The 24,782-nt window shown below is 64.0% G+C and carries 22 protein-coding genes; 6 read left to right on the top strand and 16 right to left on the bottom strand.

The genetic code is table 11. The features are described 5' to 3' along the window. Positions 1 to 3: 3 nt before the first annotated feature. Positions 4 to 726, top strand: coding sequence for an FAD-dependent thymidylate synthase (locus tag HZB53_11460; GenBank protein MBI5878257.1), 723 nt, complete (start codon positions 4 to 6; stop codon positions 724 to 726). A 3-nt stretch (positions 727 to 729) separates the two neighbouring features. On the opposite strand, the gene HZB53_11455 is transcribed toward HZB53_11460, so the two are convergent. From HZB53_11455 to HZB53_11420, 8 genes are all read right to left on the bottom strand, one after another. Continuing rightward, entirely contained in the window at positions 730 to 1,026 is a 297-nt protein-coding gene (locus HZB53_11455) for a DUF2442 domain-containing protein (protein ID MBI5878256.1), read from the bottom strand. Beyond that, positions 1,023 to 2,660 (bottom strand): cellulase family glycosylhydrolase, encoded by a 1,638-nt coding sequence (locus HZB53_11450; GenBank protein ID MBI5878255.1) that lies wholly within the window; start codon positions 2,658 to 2,660, stop codon positions 1,023 to 1,025. The genes HZB53_11455 and HZB53_11450 overlap by 4 nt, the downstream gene beginning before the upstream one ends. A 186-nt stretch (positions 2,661 to 2,846) precedes the next feature. Beyond that, entirely contained in the window at positions 2,847 to 5,165 is a 2,319-nt protein-coding gene (locus tag HZB53_11445; GenBank protein MBI5878254.1) for a molybdopterin-dependent oxidoreductase, read from the bottom strand. A 281-nt stretch (positions 5,166 to 5,446) separates the two neighbouring features. Further along, positions 5,447 to 6,385, bottom strand: coding sequence for an NAD(P)H-binding protein (locus HZB53_11440; GenBank protein MBI5878253.1), 939 nt, complete (start codon positions 6,383 to 6,385; stop codon positions 5,447 to 5,449). A gap of 169 nt (positions 6,386 to 6,554) precedes the next feature. Further along, complete coding sequence (locus tag HZB53_11435) at positions 6,555 to 7,577, bottom strand: hypothetical protein (protein ID MBI5878252.1); 1,023 nt, start codon at positions 7,575 to 7,577, stop codon at positions 6,555 to 6,557. 92 nt (positions 7,578 to 7,669) lie between these two features. Next, on the bottom strand, positions 7,670 to 8,215 hold the full coding sequence (locus HZB53_11430; GenBank protein MBI5878251.1) for a DinB family protein: 546 nt from the start codon (positions 8,213 to 8,215) through the stop codon (positions 7,670 to 7,672). 216 nt (positions 8,216 to 8,431) lie between these two features. Then, positions 8,432 to 8,875 (bottom strand): small multi-drug export protein, encoded by a 444-nt coding sequence (locus HZB53_11425; protein MBI5878250.1) that lies wholly within the window; start codon positions 8,873 to 8,875, stop codon positions 8,432 to 8,434. Between the two features lie 151 nt (positions 8,876 to 9,026). After that, complete coding sequence (locus HZB53_11420; GenBank protein ID MBI5878249.1) at positions 9,027 to 9,692, bottom strand: hypothetical protein; 666 nt, start codon at positions 9,690 to 9,692, stop codon at positions 9,027 to 9,029. A gap of 1,048 nt (positions 9,693 to 10,740) precedes the next feature. Between HZB53_11420 and HZB53_11415 the strand changes: the two genes are divergently transcribed. Further along, the gene (locus HZB53_11415; protein ID MBI5878248.1) at positions 10,741 to 12,426 is read left to right on the top strand and encodes a glutamine--tRNA ligase/YqeY domain fusion protein; all 1,686 of its coding nucleotides are present in this window, start codon (positions 10,741 to 10,743) and stop codon (positions 12,424 to 12,426) included. Between the two features lie 80 nt (positions 12,427 to 12,506). Here the strand turns inward: HZB53_11415 and HZB53_11410 are convergent, their stop codons facing one another. The 5 genes from HZB53_11410 to HZB53_11390 form a co-directional block, all read right to left on the bottom strand. Further along, on the bottom strand, positions 12,507 to 12,851 hold the full coding sequence (locus tag HZB53_11410; GenBank protein MBI5878247.1) for a nitrous oxide-stimulated promoter family protein: 345 nt from the start codon (positions 12,849 to 12,851) through the stop codon (positions 12,507 to 12,509). A 57-nt stretch (positions 12,852 to 12,908) separates the two neighbouring features. Continuing rightward, positions 12,909 to 13,874, bottom strand: a complete 966-nt coding sequence (locus HZB53_11405; protein ID MBI5878246.1) for a proline iminopeptidase-family hydrolase — start codon at positions 13,872 to 13,874, stop codon at positions 12,909 to 12,911. A gap of 47 nt (positions 13,875 to 13,921) precedes the next feature. Then, on the bottom strand, positions 13,922 to 14,386 hold the full coding sequence (locus tag HZB53_11400; GenBank protein MBI5878245.1) for a hypothetical protein: 465 nt from the start codon (positions 14,384 to 14,386) through the stop codon (positions 13,922 to 13,924). 9 nt (positions 14,387 to 14,395) lie between these two features. Beyond that, positions 14,396 to 15,193, bottom strand: coding sequence for a hypothetical protein (locus HZB53_11395; GenBank protein ID MBI5878244.1), 798 nt, complete (start codon positions 15,191 to 15,193; stop codon positions 14,396 to 14,398). An 87-nt stretch (positions 15,194 to 15,280) separates the two neighbouring features. Further along, a complete protein-coding gene (locus HZB53_11390) occupies positions 15,281 to 15,436 on the bottom strand; it encodes a hypothetical protein (GenBank protein ID MBI5878243.1) in 156 nt (51 codons plus the stop codon). A gap of 200 nt (positions 15,437 to 15,636) precedes the next feature. On the opposite strand from HZB53_11390, the gene HZB53_11385 reads away from it, so the two are divergent. Both HZB53_11385 and HZB53_11380 read left to right on the top strand, forming a co-directional pair. Beyond that, positions 15,637 to 17,193: a hypothetical protein gene (locus HZB53_11385; GenBank protein ID MBI5878242.1), complete on the top strand. Its 1,557-nt coding sequence runs from the start codon at positions 15,637 to 15,639 to the stop codon at positions 17,191 to 17,193. A 140-nt stretch (positions 17,194 to 17,333) separates the two neighbouring features. Beyond that, positions 17,334 to 17,711, top strand: coding sequence for a nuclear transport factor 2 family protein (locus HZB53_11380; GenBank protein ID MBI5878241.1), 378 nt, complete (start codon positions 17,334 to 17,336; stop codon positions 17,709 to 17,711). A gap of 42 nt (positions 17,712 to 17,753) precedes the next feature. On the opposite strand, the gene HZB53_11375 is transcribed toward HZB53_11380, so the two are convergent. After that, positions 17,754 to 19,091, bottom strand: a complete 1,338-nt coding sequence (locus HZB53_11375) for a cyclic nucleotide-binding domain-containing protein (protein ID MBI5878240.1) — start codon at positions 19,089 to 19,091, stop codon at positions 17,754 to 17,756. Between the two features lie 746 nt (positions 19,092 to 19,837). Between HZB53_11375 and HZB53_11370 the strand changes: the two genes are divergently transcribed. After that, the gene (locus HZB53_11370; protein ID MBI5878239.1) at positions 19,838 to 21,013 is read left to right on the top strand and encodes an MFS transporter; all 1,176 of its coding nucleotides are present in this window, start codon (positions 19,838 to 19,840) and stop codon (positions 21,011 to 21,013) included. A gap of 185 nt (positions 21,014 to 21,198) precedes the next feature. Here the strand turns inward: HZB53_11370 and HZB53_11365 are convergent, their stop codons facing one another. Continuing rightward, positions 21,199 to 23,325 carry a fused MFS/spermidine synthase gene (locus HZB53_11365; GenBank protein ID MBI5878238.1) on the bottom strand — a complete coding sequence of 709 codons (2,127 nt, stop codon included), beginning with the start codon at positions 23,323 to 23,325 and terminating at the stop codon, positions 21,199 to 21,201. A 121-nt stretch (positions 23,326 to 23,446) separates the two neighbouring features. Here HZB53_11365 and HZB53_11360 point away from each other — a divergent pair, with 121 nt between their 5' ends. After that, positions 23,447 to 23,839 (top strand): CoA-binding protein, encoded by a 393-nt coding sequence (locus HZB53_11360; protein ID MBI5878237.1) that lies wholly within the window; start codon positions 23,447 to 23,449, stop codon positions 23,837 to 23,839. 42 nt (positions 23,840 to 23,881) lie between these two features. Here the strand turns inward: HZB53_11360 and HZB53_11355 are convergent, their stop codons facing one another. Further along, positions 23,882 to 24,778, bottom strand: coding sequence for a patatin-like phospholipase family protein (locus HZB53_11355; protein ID MBI5878236.1), 897 nt, complete (start codon positions 24,776 to 24,778; stop codon positions 23,882 to 23,884). Positions 24,779 to 24,782: the final 4 nt, after the last annotated feature.

Genomic DNA, 24,782 nt, shown 5'->3' with positions numbered 1-24,782 from the left:
CGCATGCACGCCAATCCGCAGTCCCTCGTCGGCAAACGCGTTCCGGTACTCGACAAAGGCGAAATCGCCTGCACAGGCATTTTAGGCGATGACCACACGATTGTCGAAGCGGCGCGGGTGTCGTACGGCGGCGACAGCCGGGGCGACGAGCGCGACAAGAAGCTGCTGAAGTACCTGCTGTACCACCGCCACACCTCGCCGTTCGAGATGGTCGAGTTCGCGTTCCGCGTCAAGGCGCCGATCTTTGTGTTCCGCCAGTGGCATAGGCATAGAGTGGCAGAGTACAATGAGTGGAGCGGACGCTACTCGGAGTTGAAGGAGGAGTTCTACATCCCGGCCGCGTGGCGCGTGCAGGATGCGCGCAACAAGCAGGCCAGCCACACCGGCGACCTGCCGCATGCCGAACTGAGCGCGCAACTTGAGGCGGCCTGCCAGAGCTCGTATCGCCTCTACCACCAGATGCTCGAGCAAGGCGTGGCGCGCGAACTGGCGCGCATGATCCTGCCGCTGAACACCTACAGCGTGATGATCGTGAAGATGAACGCGCACGCGCTGATGCACTTCCTCGACCTGCGCGCCGCGCCCGACGCGCAGTACGAAATCCGCGAATACGCGCGCGTGCTGTATGAGGAGTTCTTCAAGCCCGCGCTGCCATGGACGGCCGAGTTCTACGCCGTATCCAATGAAGCACGGCAGCAGACGCAGGCGAATCTGCAGAAGCGGTAGCGGCTACGCTGAGGGAAGCGTCTCGATTTCCATCCAAGCGGGTTTGAGTTTGTAGTAGAGCACATCAGGATCGATATCGGCGCCGTTTTCCCAGGCGACCGTGCCGCCCTCGACCCGCACGGCGCGGAACACAGCCGGGTCGGAGCGAACCGGGTCGAATATTGGCCCCCGCAGATAAGGCGCAAGATCAATCTCGCATGTCACGCCGTTGTCAAATGTCACGCGGACGTTGAATCGTTCGAGCGGCTCAACCGCTCGTACTCGGACGCGAGGTCCCAGCGGAGTTGCTACGTCCGTCATCTCAGCACCAAAATCCCGTCTACGCCCACGCTGCCGGAGACGACCTCGATGCGCGCCGTATGCGGCCCGCCCGGCAGACCGCGCGCGATGCTCGTTCGCTCTCCGAAGCGCGTATCAGACGCCACCAGATTGAACTCCACCGGCTGGCCGTCCACGTTAACGCGCGCGACCCCCGCGCCCGGTCTGCGCACAAAGACGACGTCCAGCCCGCTCCCTTGAAAGGTAAACGTCAGTGAATCGTTCGGCGTGCTGCTCTGGCGATACGCGCCGAGTACTGCACGCGCGTCTTTCACCGTCTGCCAGCCATCGCTTGCGCTGATCGCCCAGTGATCTTCCTGGAAGTAGCCGGGGTAGATGATTGGCTTCTGACGCGTATACGCTTGCATCGCGGCGTAGACTGGGAGGGCCGTGAAGTCCGGCTCCAGCATGCGGAAGTAGTAGAACGACTGGTCCCTCTCCGCATCGGAGGCGCGCTTGAAGAACCAGTACGACATGACGCCCATCCACGGCCACTCGGCCTGCGCGCGCTGGTAGGCGGCGGGCATGTAGCGCGCCAGATCGTCGTCGCTGACGCGCCCGAAGGCCGGCGCCGCCGGGTGCCCTTCCGGGATCGCGTTCCAGCCGATCTCGCTGGCCCAGATCGCCTTGCCCGCATCGCCGTTGCGCACCATGATGTCGCGCACATAAAGCGGCCGCGCAAAGTTCAGCACGCGCGGCCGCATGCGCCGGTCGCTCGGCCCCGACCAGAGCCCGTAGTCGTTCACGGACAGGATGTCGAAGAAGTCCTTCGCGCCCGCATCGTACATCCGTTGCAGGAAAACGAAGTCGTTCATGTCGCGCGGCCCGAGCTCGATGGTCGGCGCGAGCGGCGCGGCAATGATCACGGCCTCGGGGTCGGCCTGTTTGGCGCGGGTGTAGCCGGCCTTCAACAAATCGACGTAGCCTTCCGGCGAGACCGCGCGGTCGCCCCACTCCGGGTAGACGTTCGGTTCGTTCCAGATCTGGTAGTAGCGAATCTGGCCGCGATAGCGGCTCACAACCGCCGCAACAAAGTCGCCATAGTCGTTCAGGTTGTCCGGCGGGGTCGTCGCGATCGCGTTCGGATCGCTGCGCGTCCAGCGCGGTGGCGTGCTCAGGCGTGCGATGACGCCGATGCCGCGCTCAGCCGCCATGCGCACGATGCCATCGTACTTGTCCCATGCGCTGACGACCGCCGGCGGGTTGCGCCGGTCGTCGAAGTCCCCTTTGCCGTGAATCTCAATATCCTCCCACGGGAACTCCTGCCGGATCCACTTGAAGCCGGCATCGCGAATCAGGTCGAGCTGCCGCGCGCGCTTTTGCGGCTCGACCTCCTGGTTCAGGAACGTGTTGACGCCAAACGGGTTGACGCCGTTGTGCGCGATCGGCACGAAGTCGTCGGTGCGGGGCTGTTGGCGCGCAATCCCGGACAGGTATTCCGGGAAGGCACGCGCCTGCTTGCTGAACTCGTCTTCGCCGGTCACCCCGCCCAGATAGCCGCTGATGGCGGCGCGATTGAGCACCAACGAGCCGGCGCATACGAAGAGCAGAGCTAGCGTGGCGATGAGCAGCACATTGCGAAAGGTATGGCGCGGTCTATGGCTGGGCGGGGGCATGGGAGGTCATGATACTGCGTTGGCGTGACACAGGAAAGCGCCGTGACCGGACTGGTTATCCTCCCAGGGGTCACGGCGCAAGGGCGATTCACGAATCGCCCCTACGTAAGGTGCGCCGGCATCACCGATGCTGTACGGGTGCACGGCCATGCGTCCCGACGCACCACGGACGGTTCGCAACCACCCCTACGGCGTCGCAGTCGCCGGCGGCCGGTGCGCCGTTACGGTCGGCAGCGCTCCGGCGTATTTCTCGACCTCGACCAGCGCGGTTTGCGCGCTCGGCCCCTGCGCCAGCTTCGACGTGCCCTTGTCCAGCGTCAGCATGTTCGGGTTGCCGTGCTTGTCCAGGCTGCCCACCTCGCCGGGGTCCTGCGGGTCGTACCATGCGCCGGTTGGCAGCAGCACGACGCCGGGGCGCACCCCGTCGCTCACCACCAGCCCGGCCAGGCACGCGCCGCGCGCATTGAACACGCGCACCACGTTCCCGGCACTCAGGCCGCGCGCCGCCGCATCCTGCGGGTGCATCGTCAACGCTTCGCGGCCAGCCACCTTACCTTCGATGCTATACACGCCGTTGTCGAGTTGGCTGTGCAGGCGGTTGCGCGGCTGGTTGGACAGCATGTGCAGCGGGTAGCGCCGCGCCTGCGGCGCGCCCAGCCATTCGGCCGGCTCCATCCACGCCGGATGCCCCAGGCAATCGTCGTATCCGAACGCCGCGATCGCCTCCGAGTAGATCTCGACCTTGCCGGACGGCGTCTTGAGTGGGTGCGCAGCCGGGTCGGCGCGCAGGGCCGCCAGGAAGACCGGCTTGGGCGGTGGCGGGTTGTCGGCGTAGCCGCGCGCCCAGAATTCATCGAACTCCGGCAGCGTCACGCCGCGCCCCAGCATGCGCTCGCGCGTCGAGTCATAGAGGAAGCGCAGCCACTCCATCTCGCTGCGATTCTCGGTGAACGCTTCGCGGACGCCGAGTCGCCCGGCCAGCGCGGCGAAGATGTCGTGGTCGGTGCGCGCCTGCCCGAACGGCTCCGCGACGCGCTGACTGGCCAGGATCATCGTGTCGCCATCGCCCGAAACGATGTCATTGCGCTCCAGCGGCGTCGTGCAGGGCAGCACGATATCGGCGTGCCGCGCCAGCGGGTTCCACCACGGTTCGTGGACGATGATCGTCTCCGGTCGCTGCCACGCGCGCAGTAACTTGTTCATGTCCTGGTGATGGTGAAACGGGTTGCCACCGGCCCAGTAGACGAGCCGGATGTCCGGGTACGTGATCTTGCGGCCGTTGTAGTCGATCGTCTGGCCCGGATAGAGCAGCAGATCGGCGATGCGCGCCACGGGGATAACCGTCTTGACCGGGTTTGTGAGCCTCGACAGCGCCGCTGCCGACGGCGATAGCGCGTGGCCCATCGAGTGCTCGGCGGCGTAGCCGGTGCCAAAGCCGCCACCCGGCTGGCCCAGCGAGCCGCTCATCGCCGCCAGCGTGACCGCCATCCAGTACGGCTGCTCGCCGTGGTCGGCGCGCTGGATGGACCAACTCAGCGCGATCAGGGTGCGCTGTGCGGCGATCCGGCGCGCCAGTGCGCGAATCCAATCGGCGTCCAGCCCGGAGATGCCGGCCGCCCACGCGGCGTCCTTCGGCTGACCGTCGCTCTCGCCCATCAGATAGGCGCGGAAGCGGTCGAAGCCGGTGCAGCAGCACGCCAGAAAGTCCTTGTCGTGCAGGTCTTCCGCAACAAGAGTATGCGCCAAGCCAAGCATGATTGCCGTATCAGTATTAGGCCGGGGCGCCACCCACTCGGCGTCGAGGAAGGCGGCCGCATCGTCGCGCACGGGACTGATGTTCACAAACTGCACTCCGGCGGCTCGCAGCGAGCGCAGGCCGTCTTCGGTCGAATGCACGCCGACGCCGCCGCTGTTGACCTGGCTATTCTTGAGCGCCATGCCGCCGAACGCGACGACCAGCCTCGCGTTGGCCGCGATCTCCTCGAAGGTCGGCATCAAGCCGAACAGCTCGTACTGGTTGCCGATGATGCGGCCGAGGATGACGTCCATCGCCGCCGTGCTGTAGGTATTGACCGAGCCGACAAAGCCGCCGAACAGGCTCATGAAGCGCTGCAACTGCCCCTGGCTGCGATGAAAACGGCCGGGGCTCGACCAGCCGTAGGAGCCGGCGAAGATCGACTCGTTGCCGTGCTTCTGCTTCACGTCGGTCAACGCCTGAGCGACGAGCGACAGCGCCGTGTCCCACGAAACGGGCACGAACGGCTCGGCGCCGCGCGGGTTGTCGCCGGCCTTCGGCCCGTGCCGCAGGTAGCCGCGGCGCACCATCGGCTGGGCGATGCGCGCGGCGTCGTTGAGCGTGCCCACCATGGAGCGGCCGATCGGTGAGGGGTGCGGATCGCGCTCGAACGGGTGCAATTGAAGCGCGCCATCTGCGCCAGTCTCGGCGCGATAGGCGCCCCAGTGCGTGGCAATCAGCGGAAAAGCGGACGGGTCAGGGTTTGTCATGGCTACTCCGGGCGCGGATACGCCCCTCATCTAACGCGCGCCAGGCGGCGCACGACCTGGATTCTGCCACAGCCACGCAAGCGTGTCAATGACCGGCGCAGGTGGCTCGTGTGGAGGCGGATCATTGACCCGCCAGTTCGGGCAGGCGGTGACAGTAAACCCGCTTTGCGCCCTGAACAATGGGCGGAGGGTTGTGCATCGCTGCGGGAATCTGGGGCCGAAACGGCTCAGCGTAGTGACCATCGCATTGAGCCAAGCCGCATGGGCGAACGCCCGGCAACTTATGCGCGGTACTCGCGCTTGCGGTCGCGCCGGCGACCCATCTCGCTGGCGTACTGTGCGCCGAGCGTGGCGGCGTTCGCGGCGGCCCAGGTTGAGAGTGCCGTCGGGCCGGCAGGCGGCGCGTCGACGTGCAGCAGATCGGCCATCAACCCCTCGATCTCCGGGCGGGTGATGATCACGTCGCCGACGAGCTTGCCGAGCGCCCAGCCGACGCCGTAACCGAGCGCGGGCGGGACGCCGACGATCGGTCGCACGCAGCCGATGGCGCGCCCGATTGTCTGGACGAGTTCACGGTAGGTAAACGTCTCCGGGCCGATCGCGTTGATCACGACGTTCTCGCGGCCCGCGCCCTGCGCCACCGCCAGCGCCGCCAGGTCGTCCACGAAGATCGGCTGCAGGCGGTACTGGCCGTCGCCGAAGACCCCGAACAGCGGAAGGCGCCGCAGCAGCCAAGCGATGTTGTTGATCAGGATGTCCTGCAGGCCGAACAGAACGGTTGGCCGCAGGATCGCGTAGGACAGCCCGGACTCGCGCAGCGCGCGCTCCAGCACCGCCTTGCCGTGAAAGTATTCGAGCGGCGAGTCTTCGGACGGATTCGTGATGCTGACGTGCACGACGCGCCGCACGCCGGCCTCGCGCGCGGCCGCGAACAGTGTGCGTGTGTTGTCGACCGCCGCCGAATGCTTGAAGTCCGCCGCGTTAAAGCGCACCCAGTAGGTGTTATAGAGCACGTCAGCGCCGCGCAGGGACTCCACCAGTTTCTCCGGGTGGTCGAAGTTGAGCGGGTGCGCTTCAATGCGGCCCTGCATGGGACTGGGGCGGTCGAGCGAGTTCGTGATGGTTCGCACGCGCGCCCCGTTCGCGAGAAGCCGCGCTGCGATGTAGCTGCCAGAATAGCCAAATGCGCCGGTGATAACGTGAAGCGGTTTTTCGTTCATAGGCGCCTTACTGTCTGCTCCGTGTTTGCGACGAGCGACGCGGTCATACGTCACCCGAATATCGCGTGTGGATACCGTGCAACGAATCTGAATCAGCGCGATTGTAGTCCATGTCGCGGCGGGCCGCAAGGCGCGGAGCGCGCCAAAACGCCCGGCGGCTCGTGTGACGTCACCGCTGGACGGATGGCAGGAAAACCATGGACGGATCCATGCTGAAGCGCAGCGGCAGCGTCTGCGATATTACCAGCGGATCATAGATGCCCGAAACATCCCATGCCACATAGCCGTCGTACAGCACGCCGGGCGGCACCGTCATCTTGGCGTATGCGCTAAACGTCGTGAAGTTGATCAGCACATAGTTGGACCACGACGCCGACACAGTGGTGACGGTGTCCGCGCTAATGCGCGTCATCCCGTTCGGCGGAACGATTACGCTCGTGCTGATCGTGAGCGAGCCATCAACATAGTAGGTATGCAGATTGACCGTGGCGGTGGTCGGGTTCGTGTTGTACAGGAACAACGCCGTCGTGCTGGTGTTCTCGTCCTGCGGTGTGAAGTAGACGGTCGACGCGCCGGGCGCGACCTGGCTGAACCGCATGGGAAGCGTCGGCGTGTTCGTCAGCGGATCGTAAACGCCCGTATAATCCCATGCCACATAGCCTTCCGCTTTGACGCCGGGCGGCAGCGTCAACTTGCCGTATGCGCTGAACGTCGTGAAGTTCACCAGCACGTAGTTCGACCACGACGCCGAGACGGTCATAACGGTGTCGCCGCAAATACGCACCAGTCCGTTGGGCGGGATCGCGACACTGGTACTGATCGTGAGCGAACCGTTAATGTAGTAGGTCTGCAAGCCCACCGTGGCTGTGGTCGAGTTGGTGTTGTACAGAAACAGCACCGTTGTGCTGGTATTCTCATCCTGCGGCGTGAAATAGACCACCGATTCAGCCGCCGCTGCGACGCTGGCCGCATTTGAGCGGTACGCGTCGGGAATGACGACGTGCGGTGGGTTGATTGGATTGCTGTCGTCGCCTGTCGGCGACGGCGCGGCCGGCGTTGCTTGTGCGGGGCGGACCAGCGCCCCGTCAGGCTGGCTGTCGGTGCCGCCCTGCGCCAGCGCCAGTGTGACGAGCGACAGCGTGAGCAAGCTCACGGCCAAAGCCAGCGCGAGATAGATGACTCGTGTGTTCATGTCTCCCCCTCCCAGGGGCGGCCGGGCATGCGCAAGGCGCTGCTCAGCGTGATCCAGTTGTCAGTTGTATGGTATTGCGCTCCCCGCCGCATTCACCCGTCTGCCGGTTGCATGAACCGGTTTGGATGTGGACGCTCCGGGTCGTACGGCGCCTGACCATCGAGATCGCCGACGAATTGTGGCAAGCGCTTGTGCCCCAGCCGCTGGCGAATTGCCAGGTTCTCGCCGATGTGATACCAGTAGTGGTATATCACGCGCTGCAGCAGCGAGCCGAAGAGATAAGGGCTGCGTTTGCCGTTCCGCATAACGCGCTGCCGCAACTTCTCGACAGTCAACGCATCCAGCCATGGATCGGCGGCGGTCGTCACCGTATTCCACGCCGTCCACATTTCATCCAGCGCCGGTCGGCTGGCCGGAGCGCCATAGGCAAACGCCTTGTCAATCTCTGGCAAGAGCATCCGGCCCTGACCGTAGAAGACGAAATACCTTTGTTCTTGCCAGGCCAGGTGGCCGACATTCCAACTGATGCAGTTCATCGGCGTGAATCGCCGGCGCGCCTCGGTATCGCCGAGGCCCTTGAGCGCGCGCCGGAATTCATGGCGCGTGAAACGCAATTGAAGCACAAGTGGATGAGTCACTTCGTCTCCTTGCTGCCGGCGAGCCCGCAGGTTTCAGCGGCCCAACGGCGTACATTATCCGCCCGCGTAGCGCAGCGGGCCGGCCGCAACGCGACCGTCAGCCCGCTCTTTGCCCTGAAGGTGAGCCTGATGTAAACGCAGAGCGCGGCTTGGTCGCGAGATGAGTGTCAGGTGACGTGCCATAGCTCAAGGCGATGGCCCTACGATAACTCGCCTTTAGTGGCCTAGCGTCTCGATGCCTGCTAATCCCAGTGCGCCAGCCAACGTCAGCCCCGTGCTCCAGAGAATCGTGCCAAGACTTATCCAAAACAATAGACGGCCAGCGGGTACGCCAAGTGTAAGCCCCAACGCGGCCCCCAGCGGCGCACCCGTGAGCAGAGGGGCCAGTAATCCCAGCCCTATCACTCCATAGCGGCGCCAAATCCGATAGATAAGTCCGCGTCGCCCTTTCTCCTCTTTCCGGCCGTGACGTTGTGCTAGCCAAGTTCGCACGCGCTCACCGAACAAGACAACTACCAGTGCGCCCAGCATAGCGCCAATGGCTGCTGTAATACCTACTGACACGGGATGGAGCTGCAACGCCAAGCCAGCGGGAATAGCTGCCCAGAGCTCAATTGCACCCAAACCAAGAATTGTCAGCAACTTTATTACAAGTTCCATTGGTCGCTCCCGTTATCCAAAGGGATGTCGCCTAACTTATCGATTAGCGTGGTTAGAACGAGCGGCCCAACGGCCAGCGTCAGCCACGAGGCCGAGGCGCAGCGGAGCGTGTCGGCCGCAACCCGGTGTTGGGCGGTTGTCTGCATTGAAATTACCGAGGTCTGTCTGACTTCGGATGGAGCATTGTGATGTCGAGTATTTCGATAATTGCAAAAGTGATGATGTGATATGCGTCTGCTTCTTTTTGGTGCAATTTCATTATCGGAAGGTCGTTTTCCCAATTGTACGCAACCACGTAGGATTCTTCACCGACTATTTCCCAATCGAATCCCCAATGAGCGAAACCGTTGCGTAGCGTGTAAAACTCCTTATTTCGCAAGAAATCGCGGGCGGCATCCAGCATCGGAGAAGCAACAGGTAGGATTTGGCTTAGCGGCGACTCGCGGCTATTCAGGAAACGTCCGATTGGTCCGTCAATGACAAGAAAGGTTGGAAGCCATCGGCCTAAAAACCAGCCACGCGCTGTGATAGGTCGGATTGCAATCGGAACATTTTCCCAGTTAGCACGCGCTGACATGGCAATATAAGTGAAGAACATTTCCACGGAACGACGCAGAATGCTTCGCACTCGTAAATACTCTTCGACAGATTTGGCAAAAGATCCGTTGCACATGAGCCTCTCGCACTCATTTCGAAGTTGGGTGAAAGGTGTTGCCGACTTTGCCAATTCGGATTTGATGCCGCGAGGCTCTAAATCTCGAAAGGCCCTCAGCAAAAGCTTGTCCTTGTCTTGTTCTGACCAATGTTCAGATGACATTTGATTTCCTGTCCATTCGTAGAGGGCATCTCAGTCGGACGACTTCAAAAATGCGCGGCAGTGTAGTGAACCGCCAAACTTGCAAATTAGTGGAAAAATTCCGTATAACATCCGTCAAGAGGACTTGGGCATAAATTCTTCACCCTATGCGATTCTCTCCGGACTTCTGTGATGCACACAGCCTACAACGTCGGTTGTCCACTGTCAAATCGAAAGCAGGTCAGCGCTATGGAGAAGCGTTCGCCGAACGTGCGCCTGTGGCACCACCTGCCAAGAACTGAAATAGAAACGCCGCGATTCATCATCGCGACGCTGCGGTCCTGTGGGACAGTGCGGTCACTGCCTCATATCATCCTCCGTCGAGGCAGTCAAACCACGATCGGCAGCTTGGGTCCGGGGAGATCACGATATCATAGGGCTTTCCCCAGCAATTCTCATTTTGGAGTCGGCCGCCAGTATGCCCCCTCATCCCCCTTAGAATCTCTCCCCCTCCCAACTTCGTTGGGAGGGGGCCGGGGGGAGGGAAGCAGCCATTACTCGTCGAATTGGCTGGCGTGATAAGCACCTGAACACCAGCGCATGACAAGCCGGCATTGGACAGTACGCGTCCAAAGCCAAATTGAGAAGTGCTGGGCTTTTCCATTGTCGGTTGACAGTCGACCCAGGTTGTGCTCTAGCGTCGTTGCGAGACGTGTTGGTTGCGCCGAAGCGACCTCTTTCTGTCAGACCGAGACTGCTTCGCTTCGCTCGCAGTGACGGGTTATTGGACTTTGGGGAAGCCCTACTTGCCGGCGTAGGGCTTTTTCAAGTTCGCTTGAAAAGCTGCGATCATGGCGTACGGACGTTCAATTGAACGCTTGGACAGGCAATTCGCGCTTGGAGCGGTGCAGTTCCGTACCCGCCTGCCGAAAATGAAAAAGCCCTGTTGCCAGCGCGGGTGGCTTCGCCCGCGGGTGGCTTTTTGTGTATAATTTGCATTCGGAGTGTGACCGCATGACGCGGATGGACGAGCGCTCCGCGTGCAAATCAGCCGGATAGGGATGTGTTTATGAGCGCACCAGAACCAACTACTCGCGGGGCCGACTTCATTCGCGCCATCGTCGCTGAGGACGTCGCAAGCGGCAAGCGCGGCGGGCGCGTCGTGACGCGCTTCCCGCCGGAGCCCAACGGCTACCTGCACATCGGCCATGCCAAAGCGATCTGCGTCGACTTTGGCATCGCCGAGGATTTTGGCGGCCACTGCAACCTGCGTTTCGACGACACCAACCCGACCAAAGAAGAGCAGGAGTACGTGGATGCCATCATGCATGACATCCGCTGGCTCGGCTTCGACTGGGGCGAGCACCTGTACTACGCTTCCGACTATTTCGAGCAGCTATACCAGTGGGCGGCGCAGTTGATCAAGGCCGGGCTGGCGTATGTGGATGACCTGTCGGCCGACGAGGTGCGCGGGTACCGCGGCACGTTGACCGAGCCGGGCCGCGAAAGCCCGTTCCGCAACCGTCCGGTGCAGGAGAATCTCGAACTGTTCGACGCCATGCGCGCCGGCGAGTTCGCGGACGGCGCGCGCACCCTGCGCGCCAAGATCGACATGGCCTCGCCGAACGTGAACCTGCGCGACCCGGTCATGTACCGCATCCGCAAGGCGACGCACCAGCGCACCGGCGACACGTGGTGCATCTACCCGATGTACGATTGGGCGCACGGCCAGTCCGACTCGATCGAGGGCGTGACCTACTCGCTCTGCTCGATGGAGTACGAGGATCACCGCCCGTTGTACGAGTGGTTCGTGAATGCGCTCGGCATCCACGCGCCGCAGCAGATCGAGTTCGCGCGCCTGAATCTGAGCCACACGGTGATGAGCAAGCGCAAGCTGCTGCAACTGGTGAACGAGGGCCTGGTGTCGGGCTGGGACGATCCGCGCATGCCGACCTTGTCCGGCCTGCGCCGGCGCGGCTACACGCCGGAGTCGATCCGCGACTTTGCGAAGCGCGTCGGCGTCGCGAAGAACCAGAACCTGATCGAGGTGGCGCTGCTGGAGCACTGCGTGCGCGAAGACCTCAACCGCCGTGCGCCGCGTGTGATGGCCGTCCTGCGCCCGCTCAAGGTTATCATTGAGAACTTTCCGGCCGGTCAGGTCGAGCAGCTCGAAGCGGTCAACAACCCGGAAGACCCGTCGGCGGGCACGCGCATGGCGCCGTTCACGCGCGAGATCTGGATCGAGCGGGACGACTTCCGCGAGGACCCGCCCAAGAAGTATTTCCGGCTGTCGCCGGGCGTGGAAGTGCGCCTGCGCTACGGCTACATCATCAAGTGCGTGGGCGTGGACAGGGATCCGCAGAGCGGCGCGATCACGGCGGTGCGCTGCACCTACGATCCGGCGACCCGCACCGGCACGCCCGACGGCCGCAAGGTCAAGGGCACGATCCACTGGGTGTCGGCGCAGCACGCCATCCCCGCCGAAGTGCGGCTGTACGAGCAGCTGTTCGCCGTGCCGAAACCCGACGAGGCCGAGGATTGGAAGTCCGCGCTCAACCCGAATTCGCTGGAGGTGCTGTCGAACTGCTGGGTCGAGCCGTCGCTGGCGGGTGCCGCGCCGGGCAGTCACTACCAGTTCGAGCGTACCGGCTACTTTACGGCTGACCCGGATTCCAGCGCCGGCAAGCTCGTGTTCAACCGCACCGTGTCGCTGCGCGACACCTGGGCGAAGATCGAGAAGGCGGATCAGGCGTAGCTGCCAAAACTTCACAAAAATACGAGGGCCGCCTGTACAAGGCGGCCTTCGGCATTTATGCGTAGTGCGCGGGCAGGTGCTTACGCGCGCTCACGCTTCAGGGCGGCCTTCTCGCGCCGCGCGCGCACGTACTCGTCGCGGAAGTGCAGGACGGTCAGCAGCGGGTGCCGGAGCGCCATGCGCGGTCCGGAGAAGCGCATGACCTGCCGCACCTGCTCGCGCATAGCCGGCTTGTAGCAGTGCACCGGGCACTTGGCACAGGTCGGCTTGTCGTCCTTAAACGGGCACTTGTCGACGCGCTGCATGGCGTAGTCGTATAGAGACTGGCACTCCGAGCAGAGCGAATTGCCGGCATGCCCGTGCTCCTTGCAGTAGATCTCGATCATGTATTTTATCGTGCGTCGTTCGCGGGTAATACGGTCCATCGGCTACGGCTCAACTCCCCAAAGAGATTTCTCTTCCCCTCTGCCCCTCGCCGGCGCTCAAAACTGCCCGGCGTCCACATCCTGCATGAAGCGAATCAGCCCGGCCATATAGGTGGCCTGGTCGTCGAACATCGCCATGTGGCTGCCGTTGGGGCAGAACAGATACCGCCCGCGCTGCACGGCTGTGGACATCCATTCCATGTGCGCCGGATCCATTGTATCATGGCGCGCGCCGACGACCAGCGTCGGCTTGGCGATGCGGTGCAGGTCGGCCGTGCGATCCCACTCCAGCAGCGCGCCGCTCAGACCCAACTCGCTGGGCCCCTGCATCGGCACGTAGATCGCCGGGTTGATGCGCTTGAACGCGCGGTTGGCCGAATCGGGCCAGTCGGCGGCAGGCATGCGCAGGATGTGGTGTTCGTAGTGGTGCGGCATCAGCAGTTCCATGTAGCGCGGGTTATTGTAGTCGCCCGCCGCTTCCAGCCGCTGCACTTCGGCTAGCGCCGCCTGATCCATCGCCGGCATCAGCACGTCATGCGCGTAGGCGTTGTACTTCGGGCCGCTGGCCATCATGTTCGAGATGATCAGGCCCTTGAGGTGCTGCTGGTACTTGAGGGCGTATTCCATGGCGAGCACGCCGCCCCACGAGTGGCCGAGCAGGAAGAAGTTTTGCGCGTCGAGCTTGAGCGCCTGGCGCACCTGCTCCACCTCTTCCACGAAGCGCGGCAGTTCCCAGAGCGACGGCTCGTCGGGCTGGTCGCTGTACGCCGAGCCGAGCTGGTCATAATAGTAATACTCGATGCCGGCGGCGGGCAGGTAGCAGTCGCACGGCTCGAAGTACTCGTGGGTGGCGCCGGGACCGCCGTGCAGGAGCAACAGCTTGATCGTCGGGTTGTTGCCGACCCGCTTGGTCCAGACGCGGAAGGCACCCTTGGGCGTCTCGATTGGTATCAGCTTGACGCCGCCGGACAGCACGTCGTCGCGGCCGGTGTTGTCAAGGTAGTTGCGATTGGATTGAGTCATGCGATGCTCCTGAATCGGCCTGCGAAATGGCCGGGCCTGGCCGCGCGTTATTTGCAGCGGATCACGAGCGCGCCGGTCGGTGCCTGGGTGATTTCGACCGCCGCCGAACCGTCTTCTTCAACGGTCCCGGTGCACGTGGCCGCGACACCGGCCGCCTTTTCAAATGCCTGCATCCGCGCGGCGATGTCTTTGAGCCGGCGAATAACGTCAAGCAGTTGCGCGCCGCTGAGCCGGTCGGCATTTGCCAGTTGCTCGTTGAGGTCCTGGCGTACCAACTTCGCGTACGCGAGCCACTCGCTGTCTTGAACCACCGATGCCACGTAGGGCCCAGCCTGCACCTCGGCGGTCGAGCTTTCATGGGGCGATGGCGAAACCATACTGTGCTGTCCGGCGGATGTGATGATGACGCGCACGGGTATCGTGGTCATATTGCTGACCGTCACGCTGGGGCCGCAGGCCGCCAGCACCGTGACGAACAGGACGACGCCCACGAGCAGAAGTTGACGACGCATCATGGCCTCCTAGCGGCACAGCGACGACGTGGCCAGAATGAGATCGCGACCGGTGGACGGCGGACTGCCGACGCGGTTCACGACGAACTTGTCCGGCAGCGCGACGAATTGATAGCGGTCGCCCGACCGGATCGTCAGCGTGCAGACTGCCAGGTTCGCCCGACCGGCGGACAAGAACTCGACGCGCACCCGGCCCGGCTGCGGGATGCGGAATGATTTCACATCAAACGCGCTCAGGCTGATCTCGTCCAGCGGCACGGGGTCCTTGCCCGGGTCGGTCTGCGTTACGCGCATCGCGATTTGGTCGTCGCGGAAGTTGTCCACCTCGATGTCGCCCGGGCCAAGCCCCGCCAGATTGAGGATCGTCGTCTGCGTGATGAGACGGTTCTGAAAGGCGAAATAGCCGCCGATGCCGCACAGCAGCACCAGCAGCACAAGCGCAAGGCAGCCGCATCCGATCGTCCGGCCGCAGCCGCCCCCCGACTGCGCGGGCGCGGGGTTCGCGCGCGGGGCGGGGCCGGCGGGGAGCGGAGCGATCGCCGGGCGGGATTCCGGCAGTGCGGGCGGCCCGCCGGCCGGCGGCGTTTGGGTGGGCGGATTAGCGGCGACCCACTGCGTGCCGTCGTACAGGTGCCATTGGGCGTTGTCTGCGCCCAGCGCCCAGAAGCGGCCCTGCGCATCTTGCACCGTCAGGGCACGCAGCTCGGCGTCGAACTCTGCGCGCGCAATACGCCCCGTGCTCAACTTGCCGCGCAGCGCAAAATAGGCTTCTTCGGCTGCTCGGAAACGCGCATCCATGTCCGGCATGGTATATGCCTCCGCCTTCGTGATCGACCACCTGTGCAGGGAAACCCGGTCCCGATCTGGCAGTTTCGCCGCACGCACCTCGGACTGCTACGCAATCGACTGCAGGAACCCGAAATACAGCGCACTCCATCGCTTGGCCGCATCGAAGAGCGGGCCGTGTCCGGAGCCCTCGAACATCTCCATCTGCACGCGCCCGCCGGCGCTCTGATAGCGCTGCAGCACCGCCCGGATCTGCGACACCATCGGCTGCGGCGGTAAGGCGCCTTCATTGGGCCGACCGGGCACAGTGTCGAGCCATTATAGCACGACGCGCGCGCCGCTATGCACAGGCGCATCGCGCGCAAATTGACTTATCCCCGTAACACTCATATCATACTCGGCATTGTCGTGCGCGGCGTGCGCCGCGCGCCGTTACTATTCCTTTGTCCTTCCGGAGGAACGTCATGAGCACACCGGCCACCCACGCCGAAGTGGAAGCCCGCTTCACCGCGCTCCAGCAAAAACTGGTGCCGCTCTGGAACGCCATCGGACGCAGCACGCCCGGCGGCTCGATTGAAGAGCAGAACACGGTCGTCGTCATCCCGTCCATGTCGATCGACAGCGCCTCGATGGTCGGCTCGGAGCTGCAGTCCTACGAAGAGCGCTTCCTGTTCATGCTGTTCCTGCTGCGCCAGCCCGACATCCGGTTGATCTACGTCACCTCGCAGGAGATCCGCCCCAGCACGATCGACTACTACCTGCAGATCCTGCCCGGCGCGGTCATCAGCAGCGCGCGCAAGCGCCTGTTCCTCATTGCGCCGCAGGACTCGTCGCCGCGCACGCTCTCGCAGAAGCTGCTGGAGCGCCCGCGCCTGATCGAAAAGATTCGCTCGCTGATTCCCGACCTCGACCGCGCGCACCTGGTGCCGTACAACACGACCGACACGGAGCGCGAGTTGGCGCTGCGGCTCGGCATTCCGATGTACGCCGCCGACCCGGAATACTTCGCCTTCGGCACCAAGAGTGGCAGCCGCCGCATGTTCCGCGAAGAGGGCGTGCCATATCCGCTCGGGTACGAGAACCTCTACGCGCCCGACGAGATCGTGCGCTCGCTGGCGATGATGCGTGCCGAACGCCCGTCGATGCAGAAGGCGATCGTCAAGCTGAATGAGGGCGTGTCCGGTGAGGGCAACGCGGTCGTCCAACTGAACGGCGTGCCGCCGCCCGGCGATCCGGACGAGGCGGCTGCGCTGGGGCAGCGCCTGCGCACCATGAAGTTCGAGCTGGTGGGCCAGAGCTACGACGCCTACATCGACAAGCTGCGCGAGCGCGGCGGCATCGTCGAGGAGCTGATCAGCGGCACCGACTTCCACAGCCCCAGCACGCAGTTGCGCGCTACGCCGCTCGGCCAGGTCGAACTGCTTTCGACGCACGACCAGATGCTTGGCGGCCCCAGCGGGCAATCGTACCTCGGCTGCCGCTTCCCGGCCAACGCCGAGTACGGGCCGGCGATCATGCGCGAGGCTGCGAAGGTCGGGCGGCGCTTCGCCAAAGAAGGCATCGTCGGCCGTTTCGCGCTCGACTTCGTCGCCGTGCGCGGCGACGGCGGCGAATGGCAGGTCTATGCCATCGAGATCAACCTGCGCAAGGGCGGCACCACGCACCCGTTCCTCACACTGGCGTACCTGACCGACGGCATGTACGATTCGGAGAATGCGGTATTCAGAACCGCGCTTGGCCACGAGAAGTGCTACGTGGCGACCGACCATCTCACATCGCCGGCGTATCGCGTGTTCACGTCCGAGGACCTGTTCGATATCGTCAGCCGCCACCAGCTGCATTTCGATCACACGACGCAGACCGGCATCGTCCTGCATATGCTGCCGGCGATCGGCGACATGGGCAGCGTTGGCTTCACGGCCATTGCCGACACGCACGAAGCCGCTGAGACGCTCTACAAGCGCGTCATCGACGTGCTGGACATGGAAGCGCGGCTAGCCAATGCGGAGCCTATCGGTTAATCGTCTGCAGGCGAGCCGGCGCGTTGCTGGGATGAACTTCGCGCGCCATGAGAGATGAACGCGGACTGTCCTGTTTCGTGCGCAAGCCCGGTAGACGTGGTCACCCGCTGCGCTGAACGCCATCAAAAGGGAGGCGCCTTATGCACGCTGACAGCACGCCCCGTTCCGCCTACGAGACGCTGTTCGCGCTCAACGACGACTATATCCGGTCGGTTCAGCACTCGGACGTACAGCGCTTCGACGCGATTCTGGCGCAGGACTTCTATTGCTCCAATCCCGACGGATCGCTGGTGGACCGGGAGGGCTTCCTGAAGCAGACGGCGGCGCCGGTTCAGATCTCGCACCTCGCGGCGCACGACGTCATGATCAGGATCATGGGCGACGTTGCCATCATCCATGCCCGCACCAACTACACACTGCCGGACGGACGCGCGGCGTCGGGGCGCTACACCGATGTGTGGGCGCGCCGGGAAGGGCGCTGGCTTGCCGTGTCGGCGCATGTGACGCGCGGCGTGTGATGCTCGGCGGCACGCAGGTCGCTTCCGGAGCCCCCGGCCGCGCTACTGCACCACCACCGTGCCGTGCATGAAGTCGTGGAAGGTGCAAGCGTACGTGTACGTCCCGGGCGTGTTGAAGACCACGGCGTACGTGCCTCGGAAGTACAGCAATGGCGATTCCAGGAACGGCGGCTTGCTGAGCGAGATGATGTTGTGCGAATCGCCCTCTTTATTCTCCCACACGACGGTTGACCCGACCGGCACCACCAACTCCGCCGGCACGAACTGGTAGTCGTCAATCGTCACGGTGAACGTGCGCGCGGCCTGTACCGGCGTGGCGCCGGGTGCGGCGGTGGGCGTGGGTGGAGCCGGCGGTGCGCTCGGCCTGGGCATGGGGGTCGGCAGGCGCTTCACGATCGCCTGCTGGCCCTCGGCCAGCAGGCGCATGTACGACACGAGTTGCCATATTTCTTCCTCGTCGAGGGTGCCCTTCCAGCCCGGCATGCCGGTGCGCGGCGAGCCGTTTTCGATAAGCCAGTGCAGCGCCCCGTCGGGGCGTCCCTGCGTCTGCGCCGCCGTCAAATCCGACGCGCGCGGAAATGTATGCGTGCCAACCGGCGTGTCGCCCTTGCCGTCCGGCCCGTGACAGGTGTTGCAGTGACCAGTGTATGTGCGGCGCGCGATAACGACGCCGTCGGAGGTCAGCGGGATCGGGTTCTTGAGTGCGTCGGCTTCGGCCGGCACATTCAACGTGCGGCCAACCTGGGCCATCGTCAGCAGCAGATCGGACGGTGTTTCGAGCGCGGTGCGCACCGCGAACTGATAGTACGCGAGCAGCCCGGCGACGGCCGCGGCAATCAGCAGCAACACGACCAGCAAGGCGATGGCGAAATGCCGCGTGCGCTTGAGTTGGCTATAGGCTTGCGACAACTGTCCGTGCGATGCGCTCAGTTCGACGTTCTTCTCATGCAGGTCGTGGATCGTGGCGACATTGGTCGCATCGAGTCGCCGGCTGAGCGTGGCGACCAACTGATAGCCGACCTCCGGATAGCGCTTCAGCACGGCGCTGAGTTCTGCGAGCGGTAACTCCAGCGCCCGCAACTCGCCGGCGCTGCGTACGCTGGCCGTGCGGTGCGCGTCTGGCGACAGCAGGCTCATCTCGCCGACGAAATCACCCGGTCCACAGACGCCGATGACTCGCTCATCGTCGGTGCCAAGCGCCTTGACGATCTGCGCTTGCCCTTCGACGATGCTGTACAATACCGTGCCCGGCTCGCCCTCGCGGAACAGCACCGTGCCCGCCGGAAACACGCGCACGGTCAGCGTGGCCGAGAGGCGCTCCAATTCGTCCGCGGGCAATGAAGCCAGCAGCGGCATCTGCGAAATCAGCACATCTTTCATGGCAACCTTGATCGGTGAACCTTGTCTCTGACGTTCACTGATTTTAATGGCGCTTGTCTTTCGGTCAAAAGCCTGCTGGTTGACGAGCCGCTGCGACATTGGCGCGTTTGAGTATGCTCGCGATCTGTTTCTGTCGTTCATACGCCGGTGGCGCGAGGGTATACCGACAATCTGTCGAAACGCACAGGCTCGTCATGCCGGCAATGTCCTGTGCCACGCGCCACAGGTGCGTCGGCGCCGCTGCGCGGCGCGGCACAGGATGCAAGTTAGCCGGCATCCACTCTAATACTATTTCAACTTGGCCATGTCCTCATAGCGATTCATCCCAGCAATTCTCATTTTGGAGTCGGTCGCCAGTATGCCCCTCATCCCCTGGCCCCTTCTCCCCGCGCGCGCGGGGAGAAGGGGAAAAGCTAATGGGGAGGGCAACGCCGCTTTCTTGTCGAGCCAGCTTGCGTGACAAGTACCAGGGGCCAGTTCATAGCAAGCCGGCATTGGAAAATACCTGTCCAAAGCCAAAATGAGAATTGCTGCTCTCATCCCCGATGTTACCCCGTTCGAGTGAATTCCGGCCAAAAGCGTTCCGGAATGACAAGTTGTTAGGCCGCGGCCGGTTTCTTGGCCTCTGACAGTTTGCCGTTATACCTGACGCTGCGGGCGCATTGACTTTCGGCATGAGAGCCGTTATTATCACGCGCGGTTCGTCAAGATCGCCTCGGAGGACTGACACGCGCGCGCTTCGCTCCATGCCGCTGCCGTACCAGCAGGCGGCCGCATACTACCTGGCCTTCATCGCGCTGGGGCTCACCGCTGCATCGCTGGGACCCACGCTGCCCGGGCTAGCCACGCAGACCCGTTCCGCGCTGAACGAAATCAGCTTCCTGTTCACCGCGCGCGCTTTCGGCTACCTCGTCGGCTCGTATTTCGGCGGGCGCGCCTACGACCGCATTCCCGGTCATCGCCTGATGGCCGCGATGCTGGCGTTGATCGCGGCGATGATGGCGCTGGCGCCGCTGCTTGCATGGCTGCCGGCGCTGACGGCCGCGCTGTTCGTGCTCGGCATGGGGGAGGGCGCGCTCGATGTCGGCGGCAACACGCTGATCGTCTGGGCGATCCGCGAGCGCGTCGGGCCGTTCATGAACGCGCTGCACTTCTTCTTCGGCATCGGCGCGTTCCTGTCGCCGCTGGTCGTCGCCGCAGCGATTATCCTGAGCGGCGGCATCGCCGGCGCTTACTGGGCGCTGTCGCTGCTCTTCATCCCGTGCATCGCGTGGCTGTTTCGCCTGCCGCCGCCCGCCGCGCGTCACGCCGAGCAGCACGGCGGGGTGGTGCGGACCAACCGCTTGCTGCTGGCGCTGATCGTCATCTTCTTCTTCGGGAACTCGGGCGCCGAGTCGGCCTTTGGCGGCTGGGTCTACAGCTATGCGGTTGCGCTGCGCTTGAGCGACGAAACGGTAGCGGCGTACCTGACGTCGCTGTTCTGGGGGACCTTCACCCTGGGGCGGTTGCTCGCGATTCCCCTATCGATGCGCGTGCGGCCGGCTGTGCTGATCGCAATCGATCTGGCGGGATGCCTGCTCTGCATCGGGCTTATCGGTGCGGCGGGCAGCAGCAGTTTCGTTTTGACCGCCATCGGCGCTGCCGGGGTGGGGTTGTGCATGGCGTCGATCTTCCCCATGACGATCAGCCTCGCCGCGCGGCACATGACCATCACCGGCGCCGTCACCGGGTGGTTCTTCGTCGGCGCCAGCGCCGGCAACATGCTCATCCCGTGGCTGATCGGGCAGTGGTTCGAGCCGGCCGGGCCGGGCACACTGCCGCTGGTGCTCGGCGTAGACGTGGCGGCCTGCTGCGTGCTTTTCGCGCTGGTCGCCTGGCGCGACGTGCAACTGTCCGCGCCACAACCAACAATCCGCGAATAACGCGAATCGACGCCAATAACAAAGCCCCTGCGGCTTTCCGGAAGCTCGCAGGGGCTGGTGTCGATGTGTTTGTCAACGGATAGCAAACGGATAAACGGATTGACGAGCGCGACTGCGCGAAGCCTCATCGGATTCCCTGCAGCTGAGCGGCCCACATCCGTTTATCCGTTGATCATCCGTTGACGTTATTGCCCCGTCAGGATGAAGTTGATCAGCACGCGGTGCACCACTTCCTCAACCGGCGACAGGTCGTCGGTGAACACGACCGGCATGGCGGTCACCTCGCGCACGTTCTCCGCGCTGTCGCCAATTTGCTTTAGCACGGGATCGTTGACGGCGGCCAGGTTCGCCTTGAAATTCGCCAGCTTCGTCGGCTGCCGGGTCGCGATGACGAGCGAGTTGCCGACTGTCGAGCCGCGCATCGGCACGTCGAGCGCGTACACGTTGGGGAACTCGGCCTTCATCGTCGAGCCCAGCACGTCCACCAGGCCGTAGTCGCTCAATGTGTGCCCGGCGTTGATGACCAGGATGCCGTTCTCGTTCAGGTGCGCCTTGATGTCCGCGAAGAACTCGCGCGTCGTCAGGTGGAACGGGATGTACGGCGGGCGATACGCGTCCACCGCAATGACGTCATATTTGCGCTGTGTGTTGCGCAGGAAGTAGCGCCCGTCCTCGCTATACACCGTGAAGTTGGGGTCGGTCATGCCGAAGTATTGCCGGGCGACCGAGACGATCTCCGGGTCGATCTCCGCGCCGTCGATCGTGATCGGGCCGTACACGCGCGTGTACTGCTTGGCGACGGTGCCGGCCGCCGAGCCGATCAGCGCCATGCTCTTGACGTTCGCCGGCCGCTCGTCGTTCGCAAAGTACGGCGCGACGAGGAAGTAATCCCACACGCCGCCGGTCAGGAACTCGCGCGGGTTGTACAGTGAGTGGATCGCCTGGCCTTCGTTGAGCTCCAGAATTGTGTAGTCGCCATACTGCATCACGCGAATGTAGTTGTAGAGCGACTCGGTCTCGTATAGCGTGCGCTTGCCGCCTTCTTCCAGCGGCTTGATATAGGACTGTGGGAAGGCGAATGCTGCCACGGCCAGCACCGCCACCAGGCCGCCCGCCAGCGGCGCCTGCTTCGAGGCGCGCACCGCCAGCCCTAGCACGGCGACGGCGAGCAGCGCAAGCGCGAACAGCAGGAAGGTGTTGCGTGTGCCGATTAGCGGCACCAGCACCAGCACCGGCGCGTACGTCCCGACGATGCTGCCGACCGTCGAGAGCGCGTACAGCGAGCCGGCCGTGTGGCCCGCGCCGCTGACGGCCTGCAGCGGGCCGGAGAGCCGGATGGCGAACGGCGGGAACATGCCGAGCAGGAGAATCGGGATGGCGAACAGCAAATTGAATGCCGCCAGCGCGCCAACCATATAGCCCCAACTGGCGCCGGCAAACAGCCCGCGCGTGACCGACAGCACCGGTCCGGAGGCGAGCGGGACAAGCAGTATGAAGCCCGCCGCCGCCAGCGCCACGCGCCGCAGCGCGCCCTCATTCGGCCAGCGATCGGCCAGCCGACCGCCGAACTCGTAGCCGAGCGTCAGGTACAACAGCGACATGCCGATCAGCACGGCCCAGATCTGGATCGACGTGCCGAAGTCCGGCCCAAGCACGCGCGACGCGGTCAACTCGACGCTGAGCGTGGCGAACCCGGCGGTGACGATCAGCGCGGTGCGCCGCCAGCGCGACGGCACAAACGCGGCCAGCGCCATCACCGCCGCCACGATGACGAACGTCAGGCGCGCGCCGGTGCGCGGCGTCAGCAGGAAGACCGGGACATAAGCGCCGGCGATGCTGCCCAGTGTGGACAGCGCGTAAACCGATCCGGCCGACTGTCCGGCCTGCGCCACCTTGCCGAGCGTCAGCCGGACCGCGTACGGTGACACCATGCCGAGTAGGATCGTCGGCACGGCGAAAATGAGGTTGAAGCCGACCAGCGTCGCGCCCAGCACGCCCGCGTCGTACGTCGCGAAGCCCTGCCAGGCCAGCAGCAGCACCGGCCGCGCAACGAACGGCGCCAGCCCGAGCGCGAAGCCGGCCAGCGCCACGATCCAGTAGAGCGCCGGCTCACTGGGACGGCGATCGGCCAGCCGCCCGCCGAGCGCGTAGCCGATCGTCAGATAGACCAGCGTGTTGCCGATCAGGATGGCCCAGACGAGCACCGACGTGCCAAAGAACGGCCCGATCAAGCGCGACGCCGCGACCTCTGACGCCAGCGACGCCGTGCCCGCCACAAAGACCAGCAACATTAACAACCAGTTCCGGTTCAAAGACAGACTCCGTTCCATGTATAATCAAGTGAACGGTGAACAGTGAACAGTATGCGGCCTTGATGCGCCGGTTGCTCACTCTTCACTGTTCACTGTTTACTCCCCACAGGATAATAGCCCGGTGGAATATCTAATCCGCGATTTCGTCAACCGCCGCACGTGGGCGCTGGTCGGCGCGACCGGCAACCCGCGCAAGTTCGGCAACAAGATACTGCGCGATCTGCGCCGCGCCGGCTACATCGTGTATGCCGTGAACACCAAAGAAACGATCATTGAGGGCGAACCAGCGTACCCTTCGCTCGCCGACCTGCCGGTGGTACCGGAGGTCATCGACATCGTCGTGCCGCCTGCACAGACCGAGATGGTCGTGCGCCAGTGCCGCGAACTCGGCTTCACGCGCATCTGGATGCAGCCCGGCGCCGAATCGTCCGCCGCGATCGCCTACTGCGAAGCCAACGGCCTGCAACTTGTACATGATGCCTGCGCGATGGTCGAGAAGCGCCGTTGGCCGTAGGGTAGCGTTCGATTTAACACAACGACAACCCAACCTCCCGCGTCACTTCCAGCGTCGTGACCGCACCCACTTGACGGCCCCCGGCGGCGGCGTTGCCTCCAGCGGGACGACGACCGCGTCCGGAGGCTGGCCGTCCAGATACGCCTTCATGATCCGGTAGCCCTCGTCGATGAACAGCGGCGCGTGATCGAAGTCCGCGATCTCCGGGTACGTTTGCATCGGCACGTAGTGCAGGCGGATCGACGGGTTCTGCCACACATCGTCGAGGTCGTTCAGCAACTGCTGGTACACGGTGACCGCGATCGAGCGCTGGACGAGATTGACGATGCCGTGGATGTTCTTCCGCGGCAACGCCCCCGTACCGACATTGACGGCGTAAATGTCCGTCGCCCCTTTTTGCGCCGCAATGCTGATCGGCACGTCGGCGCACACCGCGCCATCCACATACTGGTAGCCGTCGATGACGATCGGCGGCAGCGCCAGCGGCGGCGCGGCGCTCGACATGACCGCATCGACGAGCAGAGCGGACGGATCGTCGCCGTACACGAAGATCTCGGCCGTGTTAATGTTCGCGGTCGTCGTGTACAGCTTAACGCCCTGGATATCGCCGAAGGTGCGCACGCCGGGCGGCAGTTGCCGCTCGATCAACTTGCGGATGTTATCGTTTGGCGAGAGGCTGTCGGCGCCGGTCAGGAATCGCCACGCGAAGGTCAGCCAGTTGCCCGGGAAGATGTCGCTCTGCTTCATCGTCTTCCACATCGCGGCCACCTGCTGCGCGCCTTCGAGCGTCGGGTTAAGCGCCAGCGCCGCCGCGTTGACCGCGCCGGCCGATGTGCCGACCAGGATATCAGGACGGATGCCGCGCTCGAACAGCGCGACCAGCGCGCCGGCTTCCAGCGCGCCGCGATTGCCGCCCCCGCTCAAGACAAACGCGTTCATCGCA

Source organism: Chloroflexota bacterium (genome assembly GCA_016235055.1).
Classification (GTDB): Bacteria; Chloroflexota; Anaerolineae; order JACRMK01; family JACRMK01; genus JACRMK01.
This window is presented reverse-complemented; position numbering and strand designations above follow the sequence as displayed.

Excerpts from the sequence above, each read along its gene's own strand:
- HZB53_11460 (MBI5878257.1), top strand. The coding sequence starts at position 4 with ATGCACGCCAATCCGCAGTCCCTCGTCGGCAAACGCGTTCCGGTACTC.
- HZB53_11455 (MBI5878256.1), bottom strand. The coding sequence starts at position 1,026 with ATGACGGACGTAGCAACTCCGCTGGGACCTCGCGTCCGAGTACGAGCG.
- HZB53_11450 (MBI5878255.1), bottom strand. The coding sequence starts at position 2,660 with ATGCCCCCGCCCAGCCATAGACCGCGCCATACCTTTCGCAATGTGCTG.
- HZB53_11445 (MBI5878254.1), bottom strand. The coding sequence starts at position 5,165 with ATGACAAACCCTGACCCGTCCGCTTTTCCGCTGATTGCCACGCACTGG.
- HZB53_11440 (MBI5878253.1), bottom strand. The coding sequence starts at position 6,385 with ATGAACGAAAAACCGCTTCACGTTATCACCGGCGCATTTGGCTATTCT.
- HZB53_11435 (MBI5878252.1), bottom strand. The coding sequence starts at position 7,577 with ATGAACACACGAGTCATCTATCTCGCGCTGGCTTTGGCCGTGAGCTTG.
- HZB53_11425 (MBI5878250.1), bottom strand. The coding sequence starts at position 8,875 with ATGGAACTTGTAATAAAGTTGCTGACAATTCTTGGTTTGGGTGCAATT.
- HZB53_11420 (MBI5878249.1), bottom strand. The coding sequence starts at position 9,692 with ATGTCATCTGAACATTGGTCAGAACAAGACAAGGACAAGCTTTTGCTG.
- HZB53_11415 (MBI5878248.1), top strand. The coding sequence starts at position 10,741 with ATGAGCGCACCAGAACCAACTACTCGCGGGGCCGACTTCATTCGCGCC.
- HZB53_11410 (MBI5878247.1), bottom strand. The coding sequence starts at position 12,851 with ATGGACCGTATTACCCGCGAACGACGCACGATAAAATACATGATCGAG.
- HZB53_11405 (MBI5878246.1), bottom strand. The coding sequence starts at position 13,874 with ATGACTCAATCCAATCGCAACTACCTTGACAACACCGGCCGCGACGAC.
- HZB53_11400 (MBI5878245.1), bottom strand. The coding sequence starts at position 14,386 with ATGCGTCGTCAACTTCTGCTCGTGGGCGTCGTCCTGTTCGTCACGGTG.
- HZB53_11395 (MBI5878244.1), bottom strand. The coding sequence starts at position 15,193 with ATGCCGGACATGGATGCGCGTTTCCGAGCAGCCGAAGAAGCCTATTTT.
- HZB53_11390 (MBI5878243.1), bottom strand. The coding sequence starts at position 15,436 with ATGGTGTCGCAGATCCGGGCGGTGCTGCAGCGCTATCAGAGCGCCGGC.
- HZB53_11385 (MBI5878242.1), top strand. The coding sequence starts at position 15,637 with ATGAGCACACCGGCCACCCACGCCGAAGTGGAAGCCCGCTTCACCGCG.
- HZB53_11380 (MBI5878241.1), top strand. The coding sequence starts at position 17,334 with ATGCACGCTGACAGCACGCCCCGTTCCGCCTACGAGACGCTGTTCGCG.
- HZB53_11375 (MBI5878240.1), bottom strand. The coding sequence starts at position 19,091 with ATGAAAGATGTGCTGATTTCGCAGATGCCGCTGCTGGCTTCATTGCCC.
- HZB53_11370 (MBI5878239.1), top strand. The coding sequence starts at position 19,838 with ATGCCGCTGCCGTACCAGCAGGCGGCCGCATACTACCTGGCCTTCATC.
- HZB53_11355 (MBI5878236.1), bottom strand. The coding sequence starts at position 24,778 with ATGAACGCGTTTGTCTTGAGCGGGGGCGGCAATCGCGGCGCGCTGGAA.